The 20,181-nt window shown below is 72.1% G+C and carries 19 protein-coding genes and 1 pseudogene; 10 read left to right on the top strand and 10 right to left on the bottom strand.

Going from position 1 to position 20,181, the window contains the following annotated elements:
* Positions 1-10: 10 nt before the first annotated feature.
* The 5 genes from D0T12_RS23530 to D0T12_RS23510 form a co-directional block, all read right to left on the bottom strand.
* Entirely contained in the window at positions 11-1,297 is a 1,287-nt protein-coding gene (locus D0T12_RS23530; protein WP_117401837.1) for a bifunctional cobalt-precorrin-7 (C(5))-methyltransferase/cobalt-precorrin-6B (C(15))-methyltransferase, read from the bottom strand.
* A gap of 19 nt (positions 1,298-1,316) precedes the next feature.
* The gene (locus D0T12_RS23525; protein ID WP_117401836.1) at positions 1,317-1,811 is read right to left on the bottom strand and encodes a hypothetical protein; all 495 of its coding nucleotides are present in this window, start codon (positions 1,809-1,811) and stop codon (positions 1,317-1,319) included.
* Positions 1,811-2,392 (bottom strand): GNAT family N-acetyltransferase, encoded by a 582-nt coding sequence (locus D0T12_RS23520; protein WP_117401835.1) that lies wholly within the window; start codon positions 2,390-2,392, stop codon positions 1,811-1,813. The genes D0T12_RS23525 and D0T12_RS23520 overlap by 1 nt, the downstream gene beginning before the upstream one ends.
* On the bottom strand, positions 2,389-3,765 hold the full coding sequence (locus tag D0T12_RS23515; RefSeq protein WP_117401834.1) for a cobyrinate a,c-diamide synthase: 1,377 nt from the start codon (positions 3,763-3,765) through the stop codon (positions 2,389-2,391). Before D0T12_RS23515 ends, D0T12_RS23520 begins: the two co-directional genes overlap by 4 nt.
* 78 nt (positions 3,766-3,843) lie before the next feature.
* Positions 3,844-4,485 (bottom strand): ATP-binding protein, encoded by a 642-nt coding sequence (locus tag D0T12_RS23510; protein WP_233526246.1) that lies wholly within the window; start codon positions 4,483-4,485, stop codon positions 3,844-3,846.
* A gap of 260 nt (positions 4,486-4,745) precedes the next feature.
* Between D0T12_RS23510 and D0T12_RS23505 the strand changes: the two genes are divergently transcribed.
* From D0T12_RS23505 to D0T12_RS23495, 3 genes are all read left to right on the top strand, one after another.
* A complete protein-coding gene (locus D0T12_RS23505; RefSeq protein ID WP_117401833.1) occupies positions 4,746-5,591 on the top strand; it encodes a helix-turn-helix domain-containing protein in 846 nt (281 codons plus the stop codon).
* Entirely contained in the window at positions 5,588-5,788 is a 201-nt protein-coding gene (locus D0T12_RS23500) for a DUF397 domain-containing protein (RefSeq protein ID WP_117401832.1), read from the top strand. Before D0T12_RS23505 ends, D0T12_RS23500 begins: the two co-directional genes overlap by 4 nt.
* Before the next feature lie 158 nt (positions 5,789-5,946).
* Entirely contained in the window at positions 5,947-7,632 is a 1,686-nt protein-coding gene (locus D0T12_RS23495) for an acetolactate synthase large subunit (protein WP_117401983.1), read from the top strand.
* A 141-nt stretch (positions 7,633-7,773) separates the two neighbouring features.
* On the opposite strand, the gene D0T12_RS23490 is transcribed toward D0T12_RS23495, so the two are convergent.
* Together D0T12_RS23490 and D0T12_RS35515 are read right to left on the bottom strand one after the other, a co-directional pair.
* Complete coding sequence (locus D0T12_RS23490; RefSeq protein ID WP_117401831.1) at positions 7,774-8,574, bottom strand: methyltransferase domain-containing protein; 801 nt, start codon at positions 8,572-8,574, stop codon at positions 7,774-7,776.
* Positions 8,575-8,714: 140 nt separating this feature from the next.
* Complete coding sequence (locus D0T12_RS35515) at positions 8,715-8,966, bottom strand: hypothetical protein (protein WP_158581611.1); 252 nt, start codon at positions 8,964-8,966, stop codon at positions 8,715-8,717.
* 405 nt (positions 8,967-9,371) lie between these two features.
* Between D0T12_RS35515 and D0T12_RS23480 the strand changes: the two genes are divergently transcribed.
* From D0T12_RS23480 to D0T12_RS37190, 4 genes are all read left to right on the top strand, one after another.
* Positions 9,372-10,568, top strand: a complete 1,197-nt coding sequence (locus tag D0T12_RS23480; protein WP_199487643.1) for a sensor histidine kinase — start codon at positions 9,372-9,374, stop codon at positions 10,566-10,568.
* 18 nt (positions 10,569-10,586) lie between these two features.
* Positions 10,587-11,234, top strand: a complete 648-nt coding sequence (locus D0T12_RS23475) for a response regulator (protein WP_117401829.1) — start codon at positions 10,587-10,589, stop codon at positions 11,232-11,234.
* Between the two features lie 100 nt (positions 11,235-11,334).
* Positions 11,335-11,658, top strand: a complete 324-nt coding sequence (locus tag D0T12_RS23470; protein ID WP_147339611.1) for a hypothetical protein — start codon at positions 11,335-11,337, stop codon at positions 11,656-11,658.
* A 99-nt stretch (positions 11,659-11,757) separates the two neighbouring features.
* Entirely contained in the window at positions 11,758-12,462 is a 705-nt protein-coding gene (locus tag D0T12_RS37190) for a DUF4328 domain-containing protein (protein ID WP_117401827.1), read from the top strand.
* Positions 12,463-12,912: 450 nt separating this feature from the next.
* Here D0T12_RS37190 and D0T12_RS23460 read toward each other — a convergent pair.
* From D0T12_RS23460 to D0T12_RS23450, 3 genes and pseudogenes are all read right to left on the bottom strand, one after another.
* Positions 12,913-15,939: pseudogene (locus tag D0T12_RS23460) on the bottom strand (DNA polymerase III subunit alpha); the annotation flags it as partial.
* Positions 15,893-16,168: a DUF6504 family protein gene (locus D0T12_RS23455; RefSeq protein WP_117401826.1), complete on the bottom strand. Its 276-nt coding sequence runs from the start codon at positions 16,166-16,168 to the stop codon at positions 15,893-15,895. The pseudogene D0T12_RS23460 and the gene D0T12_RS23455, both read right to left, overlap by 47 nt.
* Positions 16,169-16,282: 114 nt before the next feature.
* Positions 16,283-16,555: a hypothetical protein gene (locus tag D0T12_RS23450; RefSeq protein ID WP_233526244.1), complete on the bottom strand. Its 273-nt coding sequence runs from the start codon at positions 16,553-16,555 to the stop codon at positions 16,283-16,285.
* A gap of 322 nt (positions 16,556-16,877) precedes the next feature.
* Between D0T12_RS23450 and D0T12_RS23445 the strand changes: the two genes are divergently transcribed.
* The 3 genes from D0T12_RS23445 (at position 16,878) to D0T12_RS23435 (ending at position 20,106) form a co-directional block, all read left to right on the top strand.
* Positions 16,878-17,615: a TetR family transcriptional regulator gene (locus D0T12_RS23445; protein ID WP_158581610.1), complete on the top strand. Its 738-nt coding sequence runs from the start codon at positions 16,878-16,880 to the stop codon at positions 17,613-17,615.
* A gap of 82 nt (positions 17,616-17,697) precedes the next feature.
* Positions 17,698-18,660, top strand: coding sequence for a quinone oxidoreductase family protein (locus tag D0T12_RS23440; RefSeq protein WP_117401823.1), 963 nt, complete (start codon positions 17,698-17,700; stop codon positions 18,658-18,660).
* Positions 18,661-18,732: 72 nt separating this feature from the next.
* Positions 18,733-20,106, top strand: a complete 1,374-nt coding sequence (locus D0T12_RS23435) for a DUF4389 domain-containing protein (RefSeq protein WP_117401822.1) — start codon at positions 18,733-18,735, stop codon at positions 20,104-20,106.
* The last annotated feature ends 75 nt before the right edge of the window (positions 20,107-20,181 follow it).

Here is a 20,181-nt window from a genome sequence, read left to right as displayed (position 1 = left end):
TTGCACGGAATCACGTCCTTTGTACTGGTGGGTCGTCGGGGTCGCCGGGCAGGGCGGGGATGGTCTCGACGGGACGGATCGTCCGGGACGCCGGTCGGCCCGGGGCGGGAACGTCCCGCTCCCCCCACACGACGATCACGGGGGCGGGAGCGTCGGACGGCTCGGTCGGCGCGGTCAGCGGGGTCGCCTGGAGTCGGACGGCCGCCGCCGTGTAACCGTGTTCGACCAGCACGTCCAGTAGCGGCTCCGCCATCGCCGCGTCGGGGACCACGGCGACGAGCCGGGCCGGATCGAGGGCCGCGCACACGCGGACGGCGTCCGGCCCGCCCGGCCCGGCGAATCCCGGCCCGACGAACACGGCGTCGGGTTCGGGCAGGTGACCGGCGGTGGACCGCACGTCCCCCGAGGCCATCGCGACCTTGACGCCGTGCCGCCGGACGTTCGCACGGATCCGCTCGCACGCCGCGTAGTCGCGGTCGACGGCGACCACGGCCGCGCCGAAACGCGCGCATTCGATGCCGACCGAACCGTCGCCGGACTCCACGTCCCACACCATGTCGCCGACGCGCGGGCCGAGCTTCGCCAGGACGAAGGCCCGGACGTCCGGACGGAGCCCGTCCCCGCCGCCGAAGGCGTCCGCGGGCAGCGCCCACCCGGCGGGACCGGGCGCGGCCCCGGCGATCCAGGTGGGTTCGCCGAGTGCGTGCCGGTTGTCCAGGACGAGTACGACGTTCGGGTCGTTCCACGGACGGGTCGTGGCCTCCGCCGGACGGACGTAGACGACCCGTTCTCGCGGCCCGTCCAAGTCCTCGCAGACGATGAACGAACGCGGGGTCACAGGGAACAGGGCGCGCGCCAGTTCCGCCGGTCCCGCACCGGGCCCGGTCAGCACCGCCACCTTCGGATGGGCCCGGCACACGTTGACCGCCTGTCTCAGGTGCCCGTCGCGGGCCGAGACGACCATCGCGTCGTCCCAGGGCAGCCCCGCCTGGGCGAAGGCCCGCGCCACCAGCGGCACGGCGGGCACGACCTCCGGGGCGTGGCCCTTTTCGAGCAGCACCCGGAGGACTCCGAAGCAGCCGGGGTCGCCGTCGACGACGAGCACGACGTCCTGGTCGGTGACGTCGACGCCCTGAAGCGCGTCGACCGGATCGTCGGTGACGACCGTCTCCGCGTCGGGCGCGGACGGCAGACCGTCCAGCCGACCGGGTTCGCCGATCACCACCGCGGCGCTCTCCACCGCCGCCCGGGCCGCCTCGCCGAGGGACGGACCGGTGCGGCCGACGACCGTCAGCATCGCCTACACCGCCACTCGCCTACCGGGCCATTCGCCCGAACATGCCGACCATGCGCTCGCACGCCGGGTCGACCAGGACCACCTGCGCGGTGACCCCGCCATTCGACGCGCCCACCCCCGCGTCCGTGGCGGCGAGGCGCTCCAGTTCCGCGGCCGTCCGGCGGCACAGTTCCCGGCCGCACGGACCGAGCCTCCCGGCGGTCTCCCACAGATCGTAGGCTGCCCGCGCCGTCGGAACCGCGGCCACCTCGGCGGCGAGCGCGTGGCCCCCGTCCATGTCGATGGTGATCGAAACGAGAACACCTGGAACTCCGCCGAGGATCCGGGCCTGGTCCTCCACGCCCGCGACCAGGACGACCCGCGCGGACCCGTTCTTCATCGCCTCCTTGACCGCGTCCCCGACCGTCTCGGGCAGCGGGACGAAGCACGCGTCCGGCAACCCCGGCAGCATCCGGCGGGCCGCCTCGCCCGCGCCGTCCCCATACAGGACGAGCGTCCCCTCCGCGCTGATCATCAGAACCGTCCCCGCTCGTCCCCGTCCTGCGGGTCGCCGGCGATCCGACTGAAGACGATCATGTCCTGGTGAACTCCTTCGGCGTCGCGTTCGGCGCCCCGCGCGACGCCCTCGCGAACGTATCCGGCCTTCTCGGCGACGCGGACGGACGCATGGTTGGTGACCATGGCGCGCAGCTCCACGCGGAACAGCCCGCATTCGCGCAGCGCCCAGTCGGTGACGAGCGAGAGCGCCTCGGTGGCGTACCCGCGTCCGCGCGCCCCGGGCCGCATTCCGTACCCGACCTCGCCCGTCAGATGGTCCCGGTTCACCTTGAACAGTCCGATGGTGCCGAGCAGGTCGCCGCCGTCCCTGCCGATCGCCGCGAGGTGGACGCCGAGGCCGTAGCGCTGGACGTTGTGGACGCCCTCGCGCAGGAACCAGGCGATGGGCTCGGCCTCCAGCACGCCCGGGAAGTTGGGCGGCAGGAAGTCCTCCCCGGCGCGGATCACCTCGATCAGCGGGGCCGCGTCGTCGAGGCCGAAGGGGCGCAGGACGAGCCGTTCCCCTTCAAGGCGAACATCGCCCTCGAAGGCCCTCACGCGTCCTCCCCTCCGCAGGCGTCGACCATCCTGCCGGCGAACCAGGGCGATTCCGCCCAGTGCAGATGGAGGTAGGACGCCACGCAGCCGCCCTGCACGAAACCCACGGGACCGGACGTCGCCCACTGCCAGGCCGCCGTCTCCCCGTGGACGGGTTCGGTGACCGTGCTGTGGAACTCGTGTCCGCGTACCCGTTCGCCCGCGCGGGCGACGACCGAGTCGGCCACCGCCACCGCGGCACGATAACCCAGCGTCAGCCGCGAGGCCATGGTCGCCTTCACTCCGGCCAGAACACCGCACATGGGCGCGCCGTCCAGTTCCTCCGCCAGATACAGCAGGCCCGCGCATTCCGCGTACACGGGCCGGGACGACTTGCCGAACGCCGACAGCTCCCTGCGCAGGGGTTCGTTGGACGAGAGTTCCGCCGCGTGCATCTCGGGGAAGCCGCCACCGATGACGACGCCTCTCGTCCGTTCGGGGAGCCTCTCGTCCCGCAGCGGGTCGAACCGGACGACCTCGGCGCCCGCGGCGGTGAGGAGTTCCTCGTTCTCTGCGTAGCCGAACGTGAACGCGGGCCCTCCGGCGACCGCGATTCGCGGCCGTCCCGCCGCCTTCCTCTGGACGGCGCCCGCTGGATCCCACGGTTCGGCGGCGAGCGGAGGGGCCGCGCGGGCCCGGGTGAGGATCGCGTCCAGGTCGCAGGACGCGGCGATCAGGTCACCGAGCCGCCGGACGGTCCGGACGGCGTCCGCGCGCCGCTCGGCCGCCGGGACGAGCCCGAGATGCCGGGACGGCGCCGCCGCGTCGTCGTGGTGGCGGAGCGCGCCCAGCACGGGCAGGCCCATCTCCTCGACGGCGTCGCGGCAGATGCGTTCGTGCCCGTCGGAGCCGAGCCGGTTGAGGATGACACCGGCGACCTCGACCGTCCCGTAGGAGCGGAACCCGTGGACGAGCGCGGCGACCGAACGTCCCGCCGCCGTGGAGGCGTCCACCACCAGGATCACGGGCGCGCGGAGCAGGGTCGCGATGTGGGCCGTGGACGCGAAGTCACCGCCACCAGCCGAATCGGACGCCCCGGGAGCGCCGTCGTACAGACCCATGACGCCTTCGACAACGGCGATGTCCGCGGCGTTCGCACCGTGCAGGAACAGTGGAAGGACACGTTCCTCGGACGTCAGCCACGGATCGAGGTTCCGTCCAGGGCGTCCTGTTGCCAGCGCGTGGTAGCCGGGGTCGATGTAGTCGGGCCCCACCTTGTGGGGCGAGACCGTCAGGCCGCGGGCGGCGAACGCCGCCATCAGACCCGTCGCGACGGTCGTCTTGCCGCTCCCCGTGGAGGGCGCGGCCACGACGAGCCGCGGAACATGTACCACGTGTGCCCAGCATAGGCCGTCGCCGCGTCATCCGTGGCAACCGGCTCAGCGTCGGACCAGCGTCGGACCAGCGCCCGATCAGCGGAGCGCGGCGGCGGTGGCCCCGGGGACGGCGAACCAGACGGCCTTGCCGCGGACGGACGGCCCGAGCCGCGAGCGCGTCCGGCGCGTGCCCCAGCGCCCGCCCGAGAGTTCGCGGACGATGCTGAGCCCGCGCCCGCAGTCGCCGGAGGTCCACGAGTAGCCGGGGAGGGGCGCGTCGGCGAACGTGTCGAACACGGCACACCGGACCTCGACCCCCACACCCTCGCCCCCTACGGCCTCGCCGCCACCGACGTCTCCGACGTCTCCGCCCGCCTCCTGCTCGGTTCCCTTACAGGTCGCCGTGCCCTCGGCCGTCTCGGCGCCGCCGATGTAGAGCCACAGCTCGTGCGGGCCGTGGTCGCCCGCGTGCTGGTGCGCGTTCGTCGCCAGCTCGCTCACCATGATCTGGGCGTCGGCGATCGCCCCCGGCGGCGCGCCCAGCTTGGTGAGGGCCTCGCGCAGGACGCGGCGCGCGTGGCCCGCGCACCCGGCGCCGCCGGGCAGCGCCCAGACCCAGCCGGGCCGGGTGCCCGCGGCGGGGGCGGCACCGGCGCCGTCGGCCAGCGCGTCGGCGAAGGTCTCCGCCGCGATGTCGGCGGAGCCGTCCGCAATGAGGTCGGCTGTCGTGCTCTTCACGGGTTCCTCCCGCGGTCTGCGTGCACGGGCGCGCGGCCTGCCCGTCGGGGCCTGGACATGGTCGGTCACGATCGACCCGCACGGTTCGTACGGGTCACCGGAATGATCAGTGTTCACTGTCAGTTCCGGAGCGGTGACGCATCCAAGCGTGTCTTGAGAATCTCACGACCGCAACTGCCTTCGTCGAATTGCTCTGCCCTTCCTGCCGGGTTCGTCAATCGCGTTGTGACGCGCGTCAAGAGTGGTAAGACTCCACTTCCATGACCTACCGCCCCACCGTCCGCGGCCGCCGGCTGGCAAGGGAACTGCGCAAGCTCCGTGAGGAGCAGGGCCTGACCTTGCAGGAGGTGGCGGACCGGCTCGACTGGTCGCGAGCCACCGTCTCCCGCCTCGAAACCAGCCAGACCCGCCCAAAGCCCGGCGACATCGCCGACATCCTCGACCTCTACGGCGTGCCGAGCCCGGCGCGCGACGCGCTCATCACCCTCGCCCGGCAGGCCGGTCAGCGCGGCTGGTGGACGGCCTACCAGGACGTCTTCTCCGGCAGCTACGTCGCGCTCGAGGACGAGGCGTCGCACATCCGCACCTGGGATCCGCAGCTCGTCCACGGGCTGCTGCAGAACGAGCAGTACTCCCGGGCCGTGATCACGGCGGGCCGGTTGCTGCCCGGCCCCGAGGACATCGAGCGCCGCATCGCCGCCCGCAAGATCCGCCAGTCGCTCCTGGACCGGGCGGACGCCCCGCGCCTGCACGTCATCTTCGACGAGGCGGTGCTCCACCGGCCGATCGGCGGTGAGAAGGTGATGCGCGCCCAATTGGAGGCCCTCGTCACCGCCATGACAACTCGCCCATCCGTCACCATTCAGGTACTTCCATATACAGCAAGGGAGCATGCGGGCCTCGACGGACGATTCACCATATTGTCGTATCCCGACCCCGCAGACCCCGATATCGCCTATGTGGAGGGCACCATGGGCGACGTTTACCTTGAGAGTGCGGAGGCAATAGCAAAACATAGGGATCGCTTCGATCGAATCGAGGCGGCCGCCCTGACCCCCGAGGAATCCGCGCACCTCATAGCCGAGGCAGCAAGGAGCAGCCCGTGACCAACCCACAGCGCGAACTGACCGGTGCCGTCTGGCGCAAGTCGTCCCACAGCGGAAGCGGCGACCAGTGCGTCGAGGTGGCGCCCCTGTCCACGGACCTGTGCGCGGTTCGCGACTCCAAGGACCCCGGTGGCCCGGCGCTGATGCTGACGACGTCCGCACTGCGGAACCTGATGAGCGCGATCAAGAAGGCCTAGCGACGGTCGCGGGGGCCGCGGCGTGCCACGCCGCGGCCCCCGCCCCTTCCCGGCCCCGCTGAGAGCGATCGCACAGTCGGGCCCGGAATGCCGGTGGGGGTCGTGGGCGCTGCACAAGGCAGCACCCAGCGAACAGCAGACTGGAGATGGGACACACGATGTCCACGCAGGAAGCCCCCGCCCAGGAGGACGCGGCCCGGCTGCTCGTCCGGACCCTTGAGGCGGAGGGCGTCGAATACGTCTTCGGGATTCCTGGCGAGGAGAACATCCATTTCGTCCAGGCCCTGAACGACTCGTCCATCCGCTACGTCCTCGTCCGGCACGAGCAGGGCGCGGCGTTCATGGCGGAGATCTACGGCCGTCTCACCGGCAGGGCGGGCGTGGCGTCGGCGACGCTCGGCCCCGGCGCGATCAACCTCCAGCTCGGCGTGGCGGACGCCACCACCAACAGCACCCCCGTCGTGGCGATCTCCGCGCAGGTCGGCCTGGACCGCATCTACAAGGAGTCGCACCAGATCGTCGACCTGGTGTCGCTGTTCCGCCCGATCACCAAGTGGTCGGAGATGGCGCCGACCGCCGAGGCGCTTCCGGAGATGGTGCGCAAGGCCTTCAAGACCGCGCAGACCGAACGTCCCGGCGCCGTCTACCTGGCGATCCCCGAGGACGTCGAGGCCGCGAAGGTCCCCGCCGGGCTGCGGCCGCTGCCGGTCAACGTCGTCCGTCCGCAGGAGCCGTCCCCGGCGCAGATCGCCCGCGCCGCCGACGTGCTCGCGCTCGCCGACCGCCCGGTGGTCCTGGCCGGGCACGGCGCGACCCGCGCCCGCGCGAGCGACGCGCTGCGGTACTTCTCCGAGCGCCTCGGCCTTCCCGTCGCGACGACGTTCAACGGCAAGGGCGTGTTCCCCGACGACCATCCCAACGCGCTCGGCGCGGTCGGCTTCATGCGGCACGACTACGTCAACTTCGGGTTCGACGAGGCGGACGTCCTCATCGCCGTCGGCTACGAGCTCCAGGAGTTCGACCCGGCCAAGGTCAACCCGAACGCCGACAAGAAGATCATCCACGTTCACCAGTTCCCCGCCGAGGTGGACGACCACTATCCGGTCGAGGTCGGCGTCCAGGGCGACATCTCCCGCACGCTCCGCTCGCTGGCCGACTCCGTCCACCGCCGGTTCGACAGATCGGAGGACGGCCCCCACGCCACCAACCGGAGGATCCGGGAGATGATCCGGGAGGAGTTGGCGGAGGGCGCGACCGAGGACGGCCATCCGCTGTCGCCGCGCCGCATCGTCTCCGACGTCCGTGCCGCGATGGGCCGAGGTGACATCGTCCTCGCCGACACCGGCGCGGTGAAGATGTGGATGGCGCGCATGTACCCGACGTACGAGCCGAACACGCTGCTGGTCTCCAACGGCCTGTCGTCCATGGGGTTCGCCGTGCCGGGCGCGATCGCCGCGAAGCTCGCCCACCCGGACCGCCGGGTCCTGGCCGCGACCGGCGACGGCGCGTTCCTGATGAACTCGCAGGAGCTGGAGACGGCCGTCCGCGAGAACATTCCGATCACGGTTCTGATCTGGGACGACTCCGCCTACGGCCTGATCGAGTGGAAGATGGACCTCGAACTCGGCACCAGCTCCAACATCCGGTTCGGCAACCCGGACTTCGTGAAGTACGCGGAGAGCTTCGGCGCCCGGGGCTACCGCGTCGATTCGGCGGACGAACTCCTTCCGACCCTTCGCAAGGCGTTGGCCGACGACGCGGTCTCCGTCATCGCGGTCCCGGTGGACTACTCCCACAACCTCCAATTGACGGACAAACTGGGCGACCTCACCGACCCCTTCTGACCGGAACGCGCGGCGAGCAAATAGCAAATGCCGTGAATTCTCGGGCAACGCCCGTATTTTGCCGATTCTTCGTCGGTCGGCTTCGCGCGGACGATGCCCCACGCGGGATATCTCGTCACCGAACGCCTTCCGGCCGGTCGTTCAGACCCGGCAGATGATCTCGCCGTGGGTGACGGCGAACCAGCCGTCGTCCGCGGCGGCCCACGCCTTCCACCCGTCGTAGACACGCCGGAGGTCGTCGCGAGTGGCGTGGCCGCCGTTCACGGCGTGATCGGCGACGGACGACCGCAGCAGGCGCCCGCCCCAGGACTCGCTCCACCACTCGCGTTCGTCGGGGGTGGAGTAGCACCACGCCGAGGCGGACGCGGCGATGTCGGTGAACCCGGCGGCGCGGGCCCACGAGACGAGGCGACGGCCCGCGTCGGGTTCGCCGCCGTTGCCGCGGGCGACCGCGTAGTAGACCGGCAGCCAGGCGTCCATGCCGGGCGGGTCGGGATGCCAGGCCATGGCGCCGAAGTCGGCGTCGCGTGCGGCGACGATGCCGCCCGGCCGAGTGACGCGGCGCATCTCGCGCAGCGCCCGGACCGGGTCGGCGACATGCTGGAGGACCTGGTGGGCGTGGACGACGTCGAACGTGCCGTCGGCGTAGTCCAGATCGTGGACGTCGGCGACCGCGAAGTCGACGTTGTCCAGGGCGGCGGTGTTCTTGCGCGCCTCGTCCAGGACGGTCGCGGCGGAGTCGGCGGCGACGACCCGGCCGGGGGCGACCCGTTCGGCCAGGCCCGCGGTGATCGTGCCGGGGCCGCAGCCGACGTCCAGCACGCGGGCCCCGGGCCGCAGGTGTTCGACCAGGTAGGCGGCGGAGTTCTCGACCGTCCGCCACGTGTGCGAGCTCAGGACGTTCTCGTGGTGGCCATGGGTGTAGGTCGCCTCGGAGGACATCGGATCACCTCTCTTCCGTGCCCTCACCCTACGACCGCTTCTCATAATATGAGAAGTATTTCTCACTATATGAGATGAGTGAGGCGAAAGAAAGGGACCGAGGTACTCCTCGGTCCCTTCGTCGTAGGGGCTCAGTCGGGTCAGGCGGCCACACCGATGGAGGCGGGCGCGGGACGGGCCGCCACGGGACGGGCGGACAGGGCGGACAGGGCGGGCCGCACGGGCAGCGCTTCGACGGGGGCCAGCTCGGGGGTGATCTCGACGGTGCCGTCGGTGTAGGCGTTCAGCACCGCATGGGAAAGCTCGGTGAGCCACGGCTCCACGACGGTCCGCTCCGCGGGCCCGTCCAGCCGTGGGTGGGAGAGATGGAACGTGCCGGTCACCGCACTCATGCCAACACCCCTTCCTGCGTCCCGGTGGGCCGCGCCTGTGCGGTGCCACCGGTGACCACATACCCGTAATTACGTCACTACAAGCGACTCGGTTCGACATCTGTTCCCAGATGTCACCTAAATCACGTGGTCAACGCTACGGACCACCACTGACATTCTCGAACGATTATTCGACCGTGCCCGAGCGGCGCCCTCGGATCGACCGCACGATCTCCACGGCGGGTAACACGACGCCGCCGTAGATCACGAAAGCGGCTAACGCGAGGGTGAGGGGCACAGAGACGAGGTACATGCCCCCAGCGTGCGCCCACGCCGCCCCCGCCCACATCGGGCGTGTGGTCGGGCCCGTGCGCGATGTATCGGCCGATCGGTCGATCCGGTGATCGCCCCCGGGTCGTACGCTCCATGGGCGTGAGTGACGCCGGGGCACGACTGGACCGCATCTACTCGGTGGGCGGCTGCATGGCGCGCGTCGCCTACGCGGGATTCGCCGGGCTGTACCTCCTGGCCTGCCTGATCATCGACATCGAGTCCGTCCTCAACGTGTGGACGGTGTTCGTCGCGGCCGTGGCCAACGTCGCCGCGATCTCCGGCCGCCGGTTCCTCGGCTGGGGCGTCCTCGCCGCGTCGCTGTCGGCGGTCACGACCCTCATCGGCCTGGCCATGTCGGACGACCTCCGCTGGCCCGTGGAGAGCGTGATGGCGGAGATCGGCGCCCTGCTGATCCTCCTCGTCCGGACGGCGTGGCGGACGAGCCGGCGGCGGCTCGTCCTCATGGCGGCGCTGCTCGGCGCCGCGATCCTGGCGACGCCGCTGCGCTCGGGCCCGCTCGCGGCGATGCTGCTCACCGCGCCGCTCGGCATCGCCGTGGCGATCGCCGTCGGGATCGGGCTGTACCTGCGGGCGGTGGACGCCCGCCGGGCCCGGTCGCTGGTGGCGGCGCGGCGGGACGAACGGCTCGAACTCGCCCGCGACCTGCACGACTTCGTCGCCCACCATGTGACGGGCATCGTCGTCCAGGCGCAGGCCGCCCGGTTCGCGGCCCAGCCGGGTTCCGCGCGGCAACCGACGCCCGAGCAGATCGACGCGATGTTCGATGGCATCGAGAGGGCCGGCACCGAGGCGCTCACCTCGATGCGCCGCATGGTCGGGCTGCTGCGGGACGCCCAGCACGTCAGCGGCGACGGCGCCACCGGCGAGGACGCCGCGACCCGTCCCGTCGGGGACCTGTCACAGCTGCGCGACCTCGTCACCGGGTTCGCCCACCCGCCCGCCGCGCTGACGCTCGCGCCCGACCTCGGCACGCTGCCGCCGGAGGTCGCGACCTCGGCGCACCGCGTCGTGCAGGAGGCGCTCACCAACGTCCGCAAGCACGCCGCCGACGCCGACACCGTGCTGGTCAGCCTCACCCGCGTCGGCGGCGAGGTGGAGGTGACCGTCCGCGACGACGGGCGGGGACGCGGCAGGCGCCTGCCGTCCGGCGGGTTCGGGCTCACCGGCCTGTCCGAGCGCGTCGGCGCGCTCGGCGGACGGCTCCGCGCGGGCCCGCGCCCCGAGGGCGGCTGGGAGGTCGTCGCCGTCCTGCCCGCCGGGGACCGGTGACCTGACAGAATCGACGTCGTGCCCATCCGCGTACTGATAGCCGACGACCAGGAGATGGTCCGGACCGGGTTCCGGATGATCGTCGACTCGCAGCCCGACATGGAGGTGGTCGGGGACGCCGCCGACGGCGCCGCGGCGGTCGAGCTGGCCCGCCGCCTCCGCCCCGACGTGTGCCTGTTCGACGTCCGGATGCCGGTGATGGACGGTCTTGAGGCGACCCGCGCGCTGACGGGTCCCGGCGTCCCCGACCCGCCGCGCATCGTCATCGTCACCACGTTCGACCTCGACGAGTACGTGTACGGGGCGTTGCGCGGCGGCGCGGTCGGGTTTCTGCTCAAGGACGGCGGGCCCGCGCTGCTCGTCGAGGCGGTCCGCGCGGCGGCGAACGGCGAGTCGCTGGTGTCGCCGTCGATCACGGTCCGGTTGCTGGAGCATCTGGCGCGTCCGCCCGCCGCGCCCGCACCACCCCACGAGCCGCTCACCGACCGGGAACTGGAGGTCGTGCGCCTCGTCGCCCGCGGCCGGACCAACGAGGAGATCGCCGCGGAGCTGTACGTGGCGTTGTCCACCGTCAAGACGCACCTCGGCAGCGTCCACCGCAAGCTCGCCACCCGGAACCGGGTCGAGACCGCCGCCTGGGCCTGGGAGTCGGGTCTCATGACCTGATCCGGACGGGCATCGGGGGGACGGACGACGGGGAAAGACGACGCGGGGGAAGGACGAGGCACTGGCACCGGAGTCGCTGAGCGGCCTGCCCGTCACGGTCGTGGCCGTCTGGGTGCTGTGCGCCGTCGGCTGGGGCGCCGTCCTCGCCGGTCTGCGCGGCGGCGTCCACGGACCGGCCCGCGGCCCGTCCCTGTTCGCGCACACGATCACCCCGCCGGGCGTCGTCCTGACGTTCTCGCTGCTCGGCTTCGGGTCGCTGTACGCGACGATCGCGCTGGCCGCCGAGTGGTGGGCGCTGCTCCTCGTCACCGGGTTCCGTCCCGAGCGGCTCCTCACCACCGGCGGGCTCGGACGCCTCGCCGCGTGGGCTGCGGTGACCGTCACCGTCACGTGGGTCGTCGCGCGGCTCGTCTTCCAAGTGTGAAGATCCACACCTGGGGACCGTGAACCAGTGTGCGGACGCGCCAGTCAAACGTACGTAGTATCCAAAGCAGGGAAGCGCAAAGGCCGTCGGAGGTGAACCATGCCGTGTGCGTTGTGCGGCGACATCATCCCGGCCGAGGTCGCACGATGCCCGGCTTGTGGAGCCTGGGCCCGGCGCCGCGACTTTCGCGCCGTCGGCGTCGCCGTGTTCATGCTGCTCGGGTTCAACGCGTTCATCGCCCTCGGCTCCGGCATCAGCCTGCTCCGGCTCGCCCGTCCCCTCCGAGGTGAGACGCACGACAGCTACGATCCGGCGACCACCGGCGGGGCGCTCGCCCCGTACACCGACGTGTTCACGGTCAGCGCGATCATGGCCGTGGTCACCGGCGTCCTGTACCTGATCTGGCTGTGGCGGGCCTACGAGCAGTCACCCGGCCCGCACCGGCACCATCGCGCCTGGGTGCTGTTCGGCTGGGTCTGCCCGATCGTGAACCTGTGGCTGCCGCCGCGCATGGTCTACGAGGTCTGGGTGAACAGTGGCCGGTACCGGACGGCGGAACGGCAGGCCGCGGGGCTCGTCATCGCCGCCTGGTGGGTCTGCGCGCTCATCGGTCTCGTGCTCGGCCGCGCGTTCACCCACGGCAGCGTCGAGACCCTCGCCGACGCCCGCTTCGACGTCCACGTCGGCGTCGCGGCCGCCGCCTTCCAGGCCATCGCCGCCACCCTCTGCATGGCCACGGTCTTCCAGATCACCCGGCTCCAGTGCCTCCCGATGGCCCGCTCCGCCCAAACCCCCGGCGCCTAGCACCTCCCTTCGACAAGACCTCAGCCCCGCACGCGAACGCGTAACCCGCCCGGCAGCAACGCCGAAGGCGAGCGCAGTGGGCCGAGCCTGCGATAAACACAACCCGGAGCTGCCCCGGCTGCTGTGCCAGAGACGCGCCGGAGGCGGACGCCCGATGGCCGCCCCCGCGTGGCCGATGTCGGAGTACGGGGACATGGCGAAGCCGGTGGGGTGGACGACGCGGCGGCCGACCGGGCGGCTCGGTGGGGTCGGCGCCGCCATGGCCGCGCGGACGGCGTCCGGGCCGCCGCGGCGCCACTCCTCGTGGAGGGCGTTGAGGTCCCAGCAGGCGTCGGCGGTGATGGAGACGGCGCGGGCCCCGGCGCGGCGGATCCGGCCCCGGGCCACGAGAAGCCAGGAGCCGAAGACGGTCGCGGCGCATCTCTCCTGCACCGACTCGAAGAACGTGAGGTCGACGGGGCCGGTCGCGTCGTCCAGCGTGGCGAAGATGACCCGCTGGCCGGACCTGACCGCCGGGGTCTGCGTGGCGACCTTGACGCCCGCGACGAGGACCTCGCTTCCGTTGGGACGGTCCGGCAGGTCCGCGGCGCGGACGACGCCCAGCCCGGCGAGCAGCGCGTCGTAGAACGTGATGACGTGGCGGCTGACGTCCATGCCGAGGATGTCCAGTTCCGCCTCGACGACCTCGGCGGGCGTCATCGGGGGCAGCCCTCCCGCCGGGACGTCCTCCGTCAGACCGGGGACGGTCCCGTCGTCGTCCAGGGGGAGCTGGCCTTCCAGGACGTGGGCGGGACGGGTGGTGAGGCGGCTCAGGGCGCCCACCCGGCAGAGGAGGTCGCGGCGCGGGACGCCGCCGTGGACGGCGTCGAACGCCCCGGCGAGGACCAGCCGTTCGGTCGTCGACCGGGACGCGCGGGCACGGCGCCAGAAGTCGGTCAGGGACGTGTAGGGGCGGGTCTCGACGATCGTGGTGACCTCGGCGTCGGAGATGCCCTTGACCTCGCTGAGCGCCACCCGGATGCCGGTCGGGCCGCCCGCGGAGACGGGTTCGGCGTGCCAGTCCGCGGACGAGCGGTTCACGTCCAGCGGCAGGATCGGGACGCCGAAGTGCCGCGCGTCGTCCAGGATGACGCGTTTGGGGTAGAGGCCGGGGTCGTGGGTGAGGACGCCCGCGTAGAACGCGGCGGGATGGTGCCGTTTCAGCCATGCCGACTGGTAGGTGGGCAGCGCGAACGACGCGGCGTGCGCCTTGCAGAACCCGAACGCGCCGAACGCGGTCAGCAGCCGCCAGACGCGTTCGACGGCCGCCTCGTCGTAGCCGCGGGCCCTCGTCCTCTCCCGGAACCACGCGCCGACCACGGCCTGGCCGCGTTCGTGGCCGAGGCTCCGTCGCGCCGCCTCCGCCTGGGACAGGCCGCAGCCCGTCATCACGTCGATGACGCGCAGCACCTGCTCGTGGAAGACGATCACGCCGAGGCTCTCCCGCAGGACGGGTTCGAGGTCGGGATGCGGGTAGCCGGGTTCCCGGGCGCCGGCACGGGCCTCCAGGAACGGCGTCACCATGTCGGAGTTGACCGGCCCCGGGCGGAACAGCGAGATGTCGATGATCAGATCGTCCAGGTCGCGGGGCTGGAGGCGGCCGATCAGCTCCCGCTGGCCGGGCGACTCGATCTGGAAGCAGCCGAGCGTCCGGGACGTGCGGATCAGCTCGTACGTCGCGGGGTCGTCGCGGGGGACGTCCTCCAGCGCGATCTCCGTCCCGGTCACGCGGGCGGCCTCCGCCACCGCGTGCGCCATCGCCGACTGCATCCGGACGCCGAGCACGTCGAGTTTGAGCAGGCCCATCGCCTCGACGTCCTCCTTGTCGAACTGGCTCATCGGGAAGCCGACGGCGGCCTGTTCGACGGGTGTCCGGTCGCGCAGCGTCGGGTTCGACAGCAGGACGCCGCACGGGTGCATGGCGATGTGGCGGGGGATGCCGTCCAGCCGTTCGGCGATCCGGAACAGGACCTCCAGCCGCCCGCTCGCCAGGCCGCTCTGCCGCAGCTCGGGCAGGTCGGTCATCGCCGAGCGGATCTGGCTCGCCCTGATCTGCGGGAACGCCTTGGCGACCGCGTCGATCTCCAGCGGTGGGAGCCCGATGGCGTTGCCGACGTCGCGGATCGCGCTGCGCGCCCGGTAGGTCTCCATCATCGACACGCACGCCGTGCTCTCGGCGCCGAAGCGGTCGAACAGCGCCCGGTACGCCTCCAGCCGCCGGGCGGACTCGACGTCCAGGTCGATGTCGGGCAGGCCGTCGCGGCTGTCGGCGAGGAACCGTTCCATGACGAGGTCGTGCCGCAGCGGGTCGAGGTCGCCGATGCCGAGCAGGTGGTTGACGAGGCTGCCTGCGCCGGAGCCGCGGATCGCGCAGCGGATGCCGCGCGACCTGATCAGCGCGGCGGCGTCGGCGACCGTGAGGAAGTAGGACGCCAGGCCCTTCCGGGCGATCACGCCGAGCTCGTGGTCCAGCCGCGCGATCGCCTCCGACGATCCGTCGAGGCCGCGCCGGGCCATGCCGTCCGCGCAGCGGGACACGAGCAGGGCATACGGGTCGCCGTCGACGGCCGGGAGGTGGACGTCGTCCATGCCGAGGTCGTGACCCGGGTCGAGGACGCAGCGTTCGGAGAGCCGCCGGGTCTCGGCGAGCAGCGCGTCCGCCTCGTCCGGGCCGCAGCTCAGCTCCGCGACGCGGCGCATCTCGGGGATCGACTTCAGGTAGGCGTGCCCGGTCCGGTCGCCGAGGTGCCGCCGGTCCAGCGGGACGAGGCGGCGCGTCACGTCCAGGACCTGCGCGACCGGATGGTCGGCCGGGTCCAGGTAGCGGACGGCGTTGCCGAGCACGGCGGGCACCCCGGCCGCGCGGGCCAGCGCGAGCATCCGGGCCGCCCGGTGCCCGTCGCCCCGGTCATGGTGGTCCACGATCTCGACCATGGTCTCGGCGGTCGCGCGCCACGCGTCCAGCCGCGCCGCCGCGACGTCGGGGCGCCGCCCGGCGACGGCGCGGCCGAAGTCGGAGGCCGGGCCGAGCAGGACGACGAGGCCCTCGGCGTGCGCGCCGACCATCTGCCGGGTCACGACGGGACGCCCGCGCTCGCCCGCCGCGTGCGCCGCCGTCACCAGCCGGCACAGCGACCGCCATCCGGCGCGGCCCTCGGCGAGGACCACGATCCGTTCCTCCCCGGTGGAGGCGACCCGGAGGTCGGCGCCGACGACGGCCCCGAGGCCCGCGTCGGCGCATGACCGGACGTGCCGGACGGCGCCGTACAGGCCGTCGCGGTCGGTCAGCGCGAGGGTCCGCATGCCGAGGTTCGCCGCGCGCTCGGCCAGCGCGGCGGGCGGCGCGACGCCGTACCGCAGCGAATAGCACGAGGCGACATGAATGTGCACGTCAGTCCCATACCCGGGAGAGCAGCCAACTGTCGGCGGCCACGTCATGACGTAGCTCGTAGACGCCGATCTCCCGGCCCGGGGTCGCCTCGACCCGCCAGAACTCCCGCTCGCCGGTGGCCTCGCCGTCGGGATGCCGGTCCCGCCACCAGTCACGGGTCGTGACCCAATGCTCCAGCACCCGCCGTACGGTGTGGAGCCGGCCGCGCCAGACGAACCTGACGGGACGCCCATCGTTCACCCAGACGTCCACGGGGTCGCCGAACACGCGTGTCATCTGCCTCCCCCTCGGGCTCACCGCACGGGGGAAGGACATGCGGGCAAGATTCGAACAAACGTTCGCGTCCCGAGTCTAGGGATACCGTGACCGCGCGAGCAAGGCGGGGCCCGTTCACGCGAGCATGCGGGCCAGCCGGTCGGCGACCGCCGCGACCTCGGCGACATCGGCCATGCCCCCGCCCGGCCAGAGGTAGTACCAGCCGTCGCCGGACGGGGTCGCGACGACCATGATCCGGCCCCGCACCCGCGGCCCGGACACGCTCAGCAGTGACTCCTCGGGGCCCGCGAGCCTCCAGGAGAGCCCGCGGACCTCGACTTCGTACGCGAGCGCCGCGAGATGCCGTCGGCGCGTCTCGGCGGTCTCCCGCCCACCCACTACAGACACATCAGCCGCCTCCAGTGGTCCGAGGTCCACCGGGCGATGACCAAGGGCGATCGTCCGGCGACGGTTGGTGACCGGTCATCAGCATGACCCGAATCCCCGGGCTGTGCAGGGAAATCACGAGAGTGGAGCAGGTGTTTCGCGATTCGCCGAGGATGGTCCGCATGAACCGGGACAACGTGTCGCCCCCGTATGCGCCAATCACGGAACGGACGGGTTCCCGGTGGCGGACGCGCCCGTTCGGGCCGGAGGCTCCGTCCGTGATAAAAGCCTCTGGAGGACGGGCGGCACCCGCCCGCGTGACATGGACAGAAGGAGCGAGCCGATGAGCGCCGCCCCCGTCGGCGACCCGTCAGGCCCCACCCGGGAGCCCGGCCAGGAAGGCCTCGGTCAGGAAGGCACCGGCCAGGAAGGCTTCGGTCAGGAAGGCTTCGGTCAGGGGGGCGCCGAGTCGGCGGGACTCCGCGAGCGCAAGAAGCAGCGGACCCGGCTCGCGCTCGTCGACGCGGCCCTGGAACTGTTCGTCGAGCAGGGGTACGAGGAGACGACGATCGACGAGATCGTGGCGGCCGTGGAGGTGTCGCAGCGGACGTTCTTCCGCTACTTCGCCACCAAGGAGGACGTCGTGATGGGCTTCCTCGGCGACCACGACCGGATCCTGAGGGAGGCCCTCGCGGCGCGTCCGCCCGGAGAGCGGCCGTTCACCGCGCTGTACGAGTCGTTGCGCGTCGTGCTCCGGACGATCGCCAAGGGCGACCCGACCGACAGCGCCAGGTTCCGCCGCGTCCGGCAGGTGATCGAGGCGACGCCGTCGCTGATGGCGGCGCAGATGGCCCGGTACGCGGCGGCGACGGAGACGCTGGCCGCCGAGATCGCGCGGCGCGAGGGCGTGGACCCGGTGGCGGATCTGCGCCCGAAGATCGTCGTCGCGTTCTTCATGGCCGCGACCAAGATCGCGTTCGAGGACTGCGCCCGGCTGGACATCTGGGACACCGGACGGGTCGCCGCCCGGGTCGAGGAGGCCGTCGCGCTGGTCGGCGAGACCATGCGCGACTGGGTTTGACCGTGCCGCCGGTGGAATAGGCCGCCCAAAGACCGAGTTTCCAGATCAATTGGCTTTGAAATCGCAGGAGTAGGAGCACCACATGCGCGCGATCGTCATCACCGAGAACGGCGGCCCCGAGGTCCTCGTGCCCGCGGACCGTCCCGACCCGGAGCCGGGTCCCGGGGAGGTGGTGATCGACGTGGCGGTGGCCGGGATCAACTTCGTCGACGTGTACTTCCGGACGGGCGCGTACCCGCGTGACCTCCCGTTCACGCCGGGCGTCGAGGCCGCGGGGACGATCACGGCGGTCGGGGAAGGCGTCCAGGATCTTGCGGTGGGCGACCGCGTGGCGAGCTCCGATGTGGACGGCGCCTACGCGGAGCAGGCCGTCATCCGGGCGGACAGGGCCGTTCCCGTCCCGGACGGGGTGAGCCTGGAGGACGCCGCGGCGACCCTGCTTCAGGGCATGACCGCGCACTACCTGACTCGGTCCACGTACCCGATCCAGGAGGGCGACGCCGTCCTCGTGCACGCGGGGGCGGGCGGCATGGGATTGCTCCTCACGCAGCTGGCCAAGACCCTGGGCGCACGGGTCTTCGCGACGGCGTCGACACCCGAGAAGGAGAAGCTCGCCAGGGACGCCGGCGCGGACGCCACGATGGGCTACGACGGGTTCGCCGACCGGGTGCGGGAGCTGACGGGCGGCGAGGGCGTCGCCGCCGTGTACGACGGTATCGGGGCGCCGACCTTCGAAGGGAGTCTCGCGAGTCTGCGGCCGCGCGGAGTCCTGGCGCTGTACGGGGCGGCGGGCGGGAAGGTGCCGCCGTTCGACCCGCAGCGCCTCAACCCGGCCGGGTCGCTGTTCCTCACCCGTCCGAACCTCTCCCACTATGTCGCCACCCGCGACGAGCTGCTGGAACGCGCCGCCGACGTCTTCGGATGGGTGGCGTCCGGCGACTTGGGGATTCGTATCGGGCACCGTTACGGCCTCGCCGAGGCCGGTGCCGCGCACGCCGATCTGGAGGCGCGGCGCACCACCGGCAAGCTGCTACTGATCCCCTGACCGGGCAGTCGGGACGCGCCGACTCCCTTAGGCTGGCCTCGGAATTGACGATCTTCGAGGAGACCGCCCGCCATGACCACATACGCCGCCGAACCCCTGGAGCAGGACGAACCACGTGTTCTCGGGCCATACCGCCTGCTCGGACGTCTCGGCCGCGGCGGCATGGGAACGGTCTACCTGGGCGCCGAGCCCGACGGCCGCCGCGTCGCCGTGAAGGTCATCAACCGGGACCTCGCCGGGGAGGCGGCGTTCCTCGCCCGCTTCCGACGCGAGGTCACCGCGGCCCGTCGCGTTCATCGTTTTTGTACCGCTCCCGTGCTGGATGCCGGGCTTGACCAGGATCCGCCGTACATCGTCACCGAGTACATCGACGGGCCGAGCCTGGAGAGCGCCGTCCACGCCAAGGGGCCGTTGCCCGGCTCCGACCTGGAGGGCGTCGCGGTCGGTGTCGCCACCGCCCTCGCCGCCATCCACGGGGCCGGGATCGTCCACCGGGACCTGAAACCCGCGAACGTGCTGCTGTCGTCCACCGGACCCCGCGTCATCGACTTCGGCATCGCCCGCGCCCTCGACACCCCGAACGGCCCGACCCGCACCGGCCAGTTCGTCGGCACCCCGGCCTACATCGCGCCGGAGGTGCTGCGCGGCGAACCCGTCGAGCAGGCGTCGGACGTGTTCTCGTGGGGCTGCGTCGTCGTCTACGCGGGAACGGGCCATCCACCGTTCCAGGGCAAGACGGTCGCGGAGACGTTCCACCGCATCGGCAACGACGAGCCCGACCTCGACGGCCTCGACCCGCGGCTGCGCGACATCGTCGCCGCCGCGCTCGGCAAGGACCCGCGCGAACGCCCGACCGCCCGGCAGATCCTCACCCGGCTCGTCGGCCAGGAGAGCCCCGAACACGCCGTGGAGGCGATCTCGGCGACCTGGCAGGGGCCCCTGCCGAAGACCGCGCCGAACACCGGACCGAACACCGGGCCGAACGCAGGACCGGACGCGGACGTACCGCGCCCCCGGCCCACCCCCGAGTCGAACGGAACGAACGGGACGAGCCCGCGGAACGGGCGGAACGCTCCCACGGCGGAGCCGGCCCGGTCCGCCGCCCCCCTCGCCCGGCGCGAACCCGCCGCGGAGACGGACACCGTCGTGGTCGACCTGCCGTACCCGGCCGAATGGCAGGGGCCGCGGCGCTGGTTCACCCTGCTCAGGGGCGTTCTGGTCCTCCCGCATCTGATCGTGATGATGGCGGTGTTCGCGTTCCTGGTGGTCGCCATGCCGGTGAGCTGGCTGGTCATCCCGTTCACCGGCCGCTACCCGCGCACGCTGTACCGGCTGGTCGTCGGCTGCCAGCGCTGGTCGGGCCGCGTCATCGCGTACGCGTTCGGGCTCACCGGCGAAACGCTCCCGCCGTTCCGGACTCTTCCGCGAGCGCGCCGCACACGCTGACGATCCGTACGACCGATCCGTACGACCGTTTCGTACGTCCAAGGCTTCGTTCGCGGAAACGGCCCGGCCCACTAG

The organism is Actinomadura spongiicola (assembly GCF_003432485.1).
Lineage (GTDB): Bacteria > Actinomycetota > Actinomycetes > Streptosporangiales > Streptosporangiaceae > Spirillospora > Spirillospora spongiicola.
The sequence above is the reverse complement of the archived record's forward strand: the minus strand, read 5'-3'. Positions and strand labels throughout refer to the sequence as shown.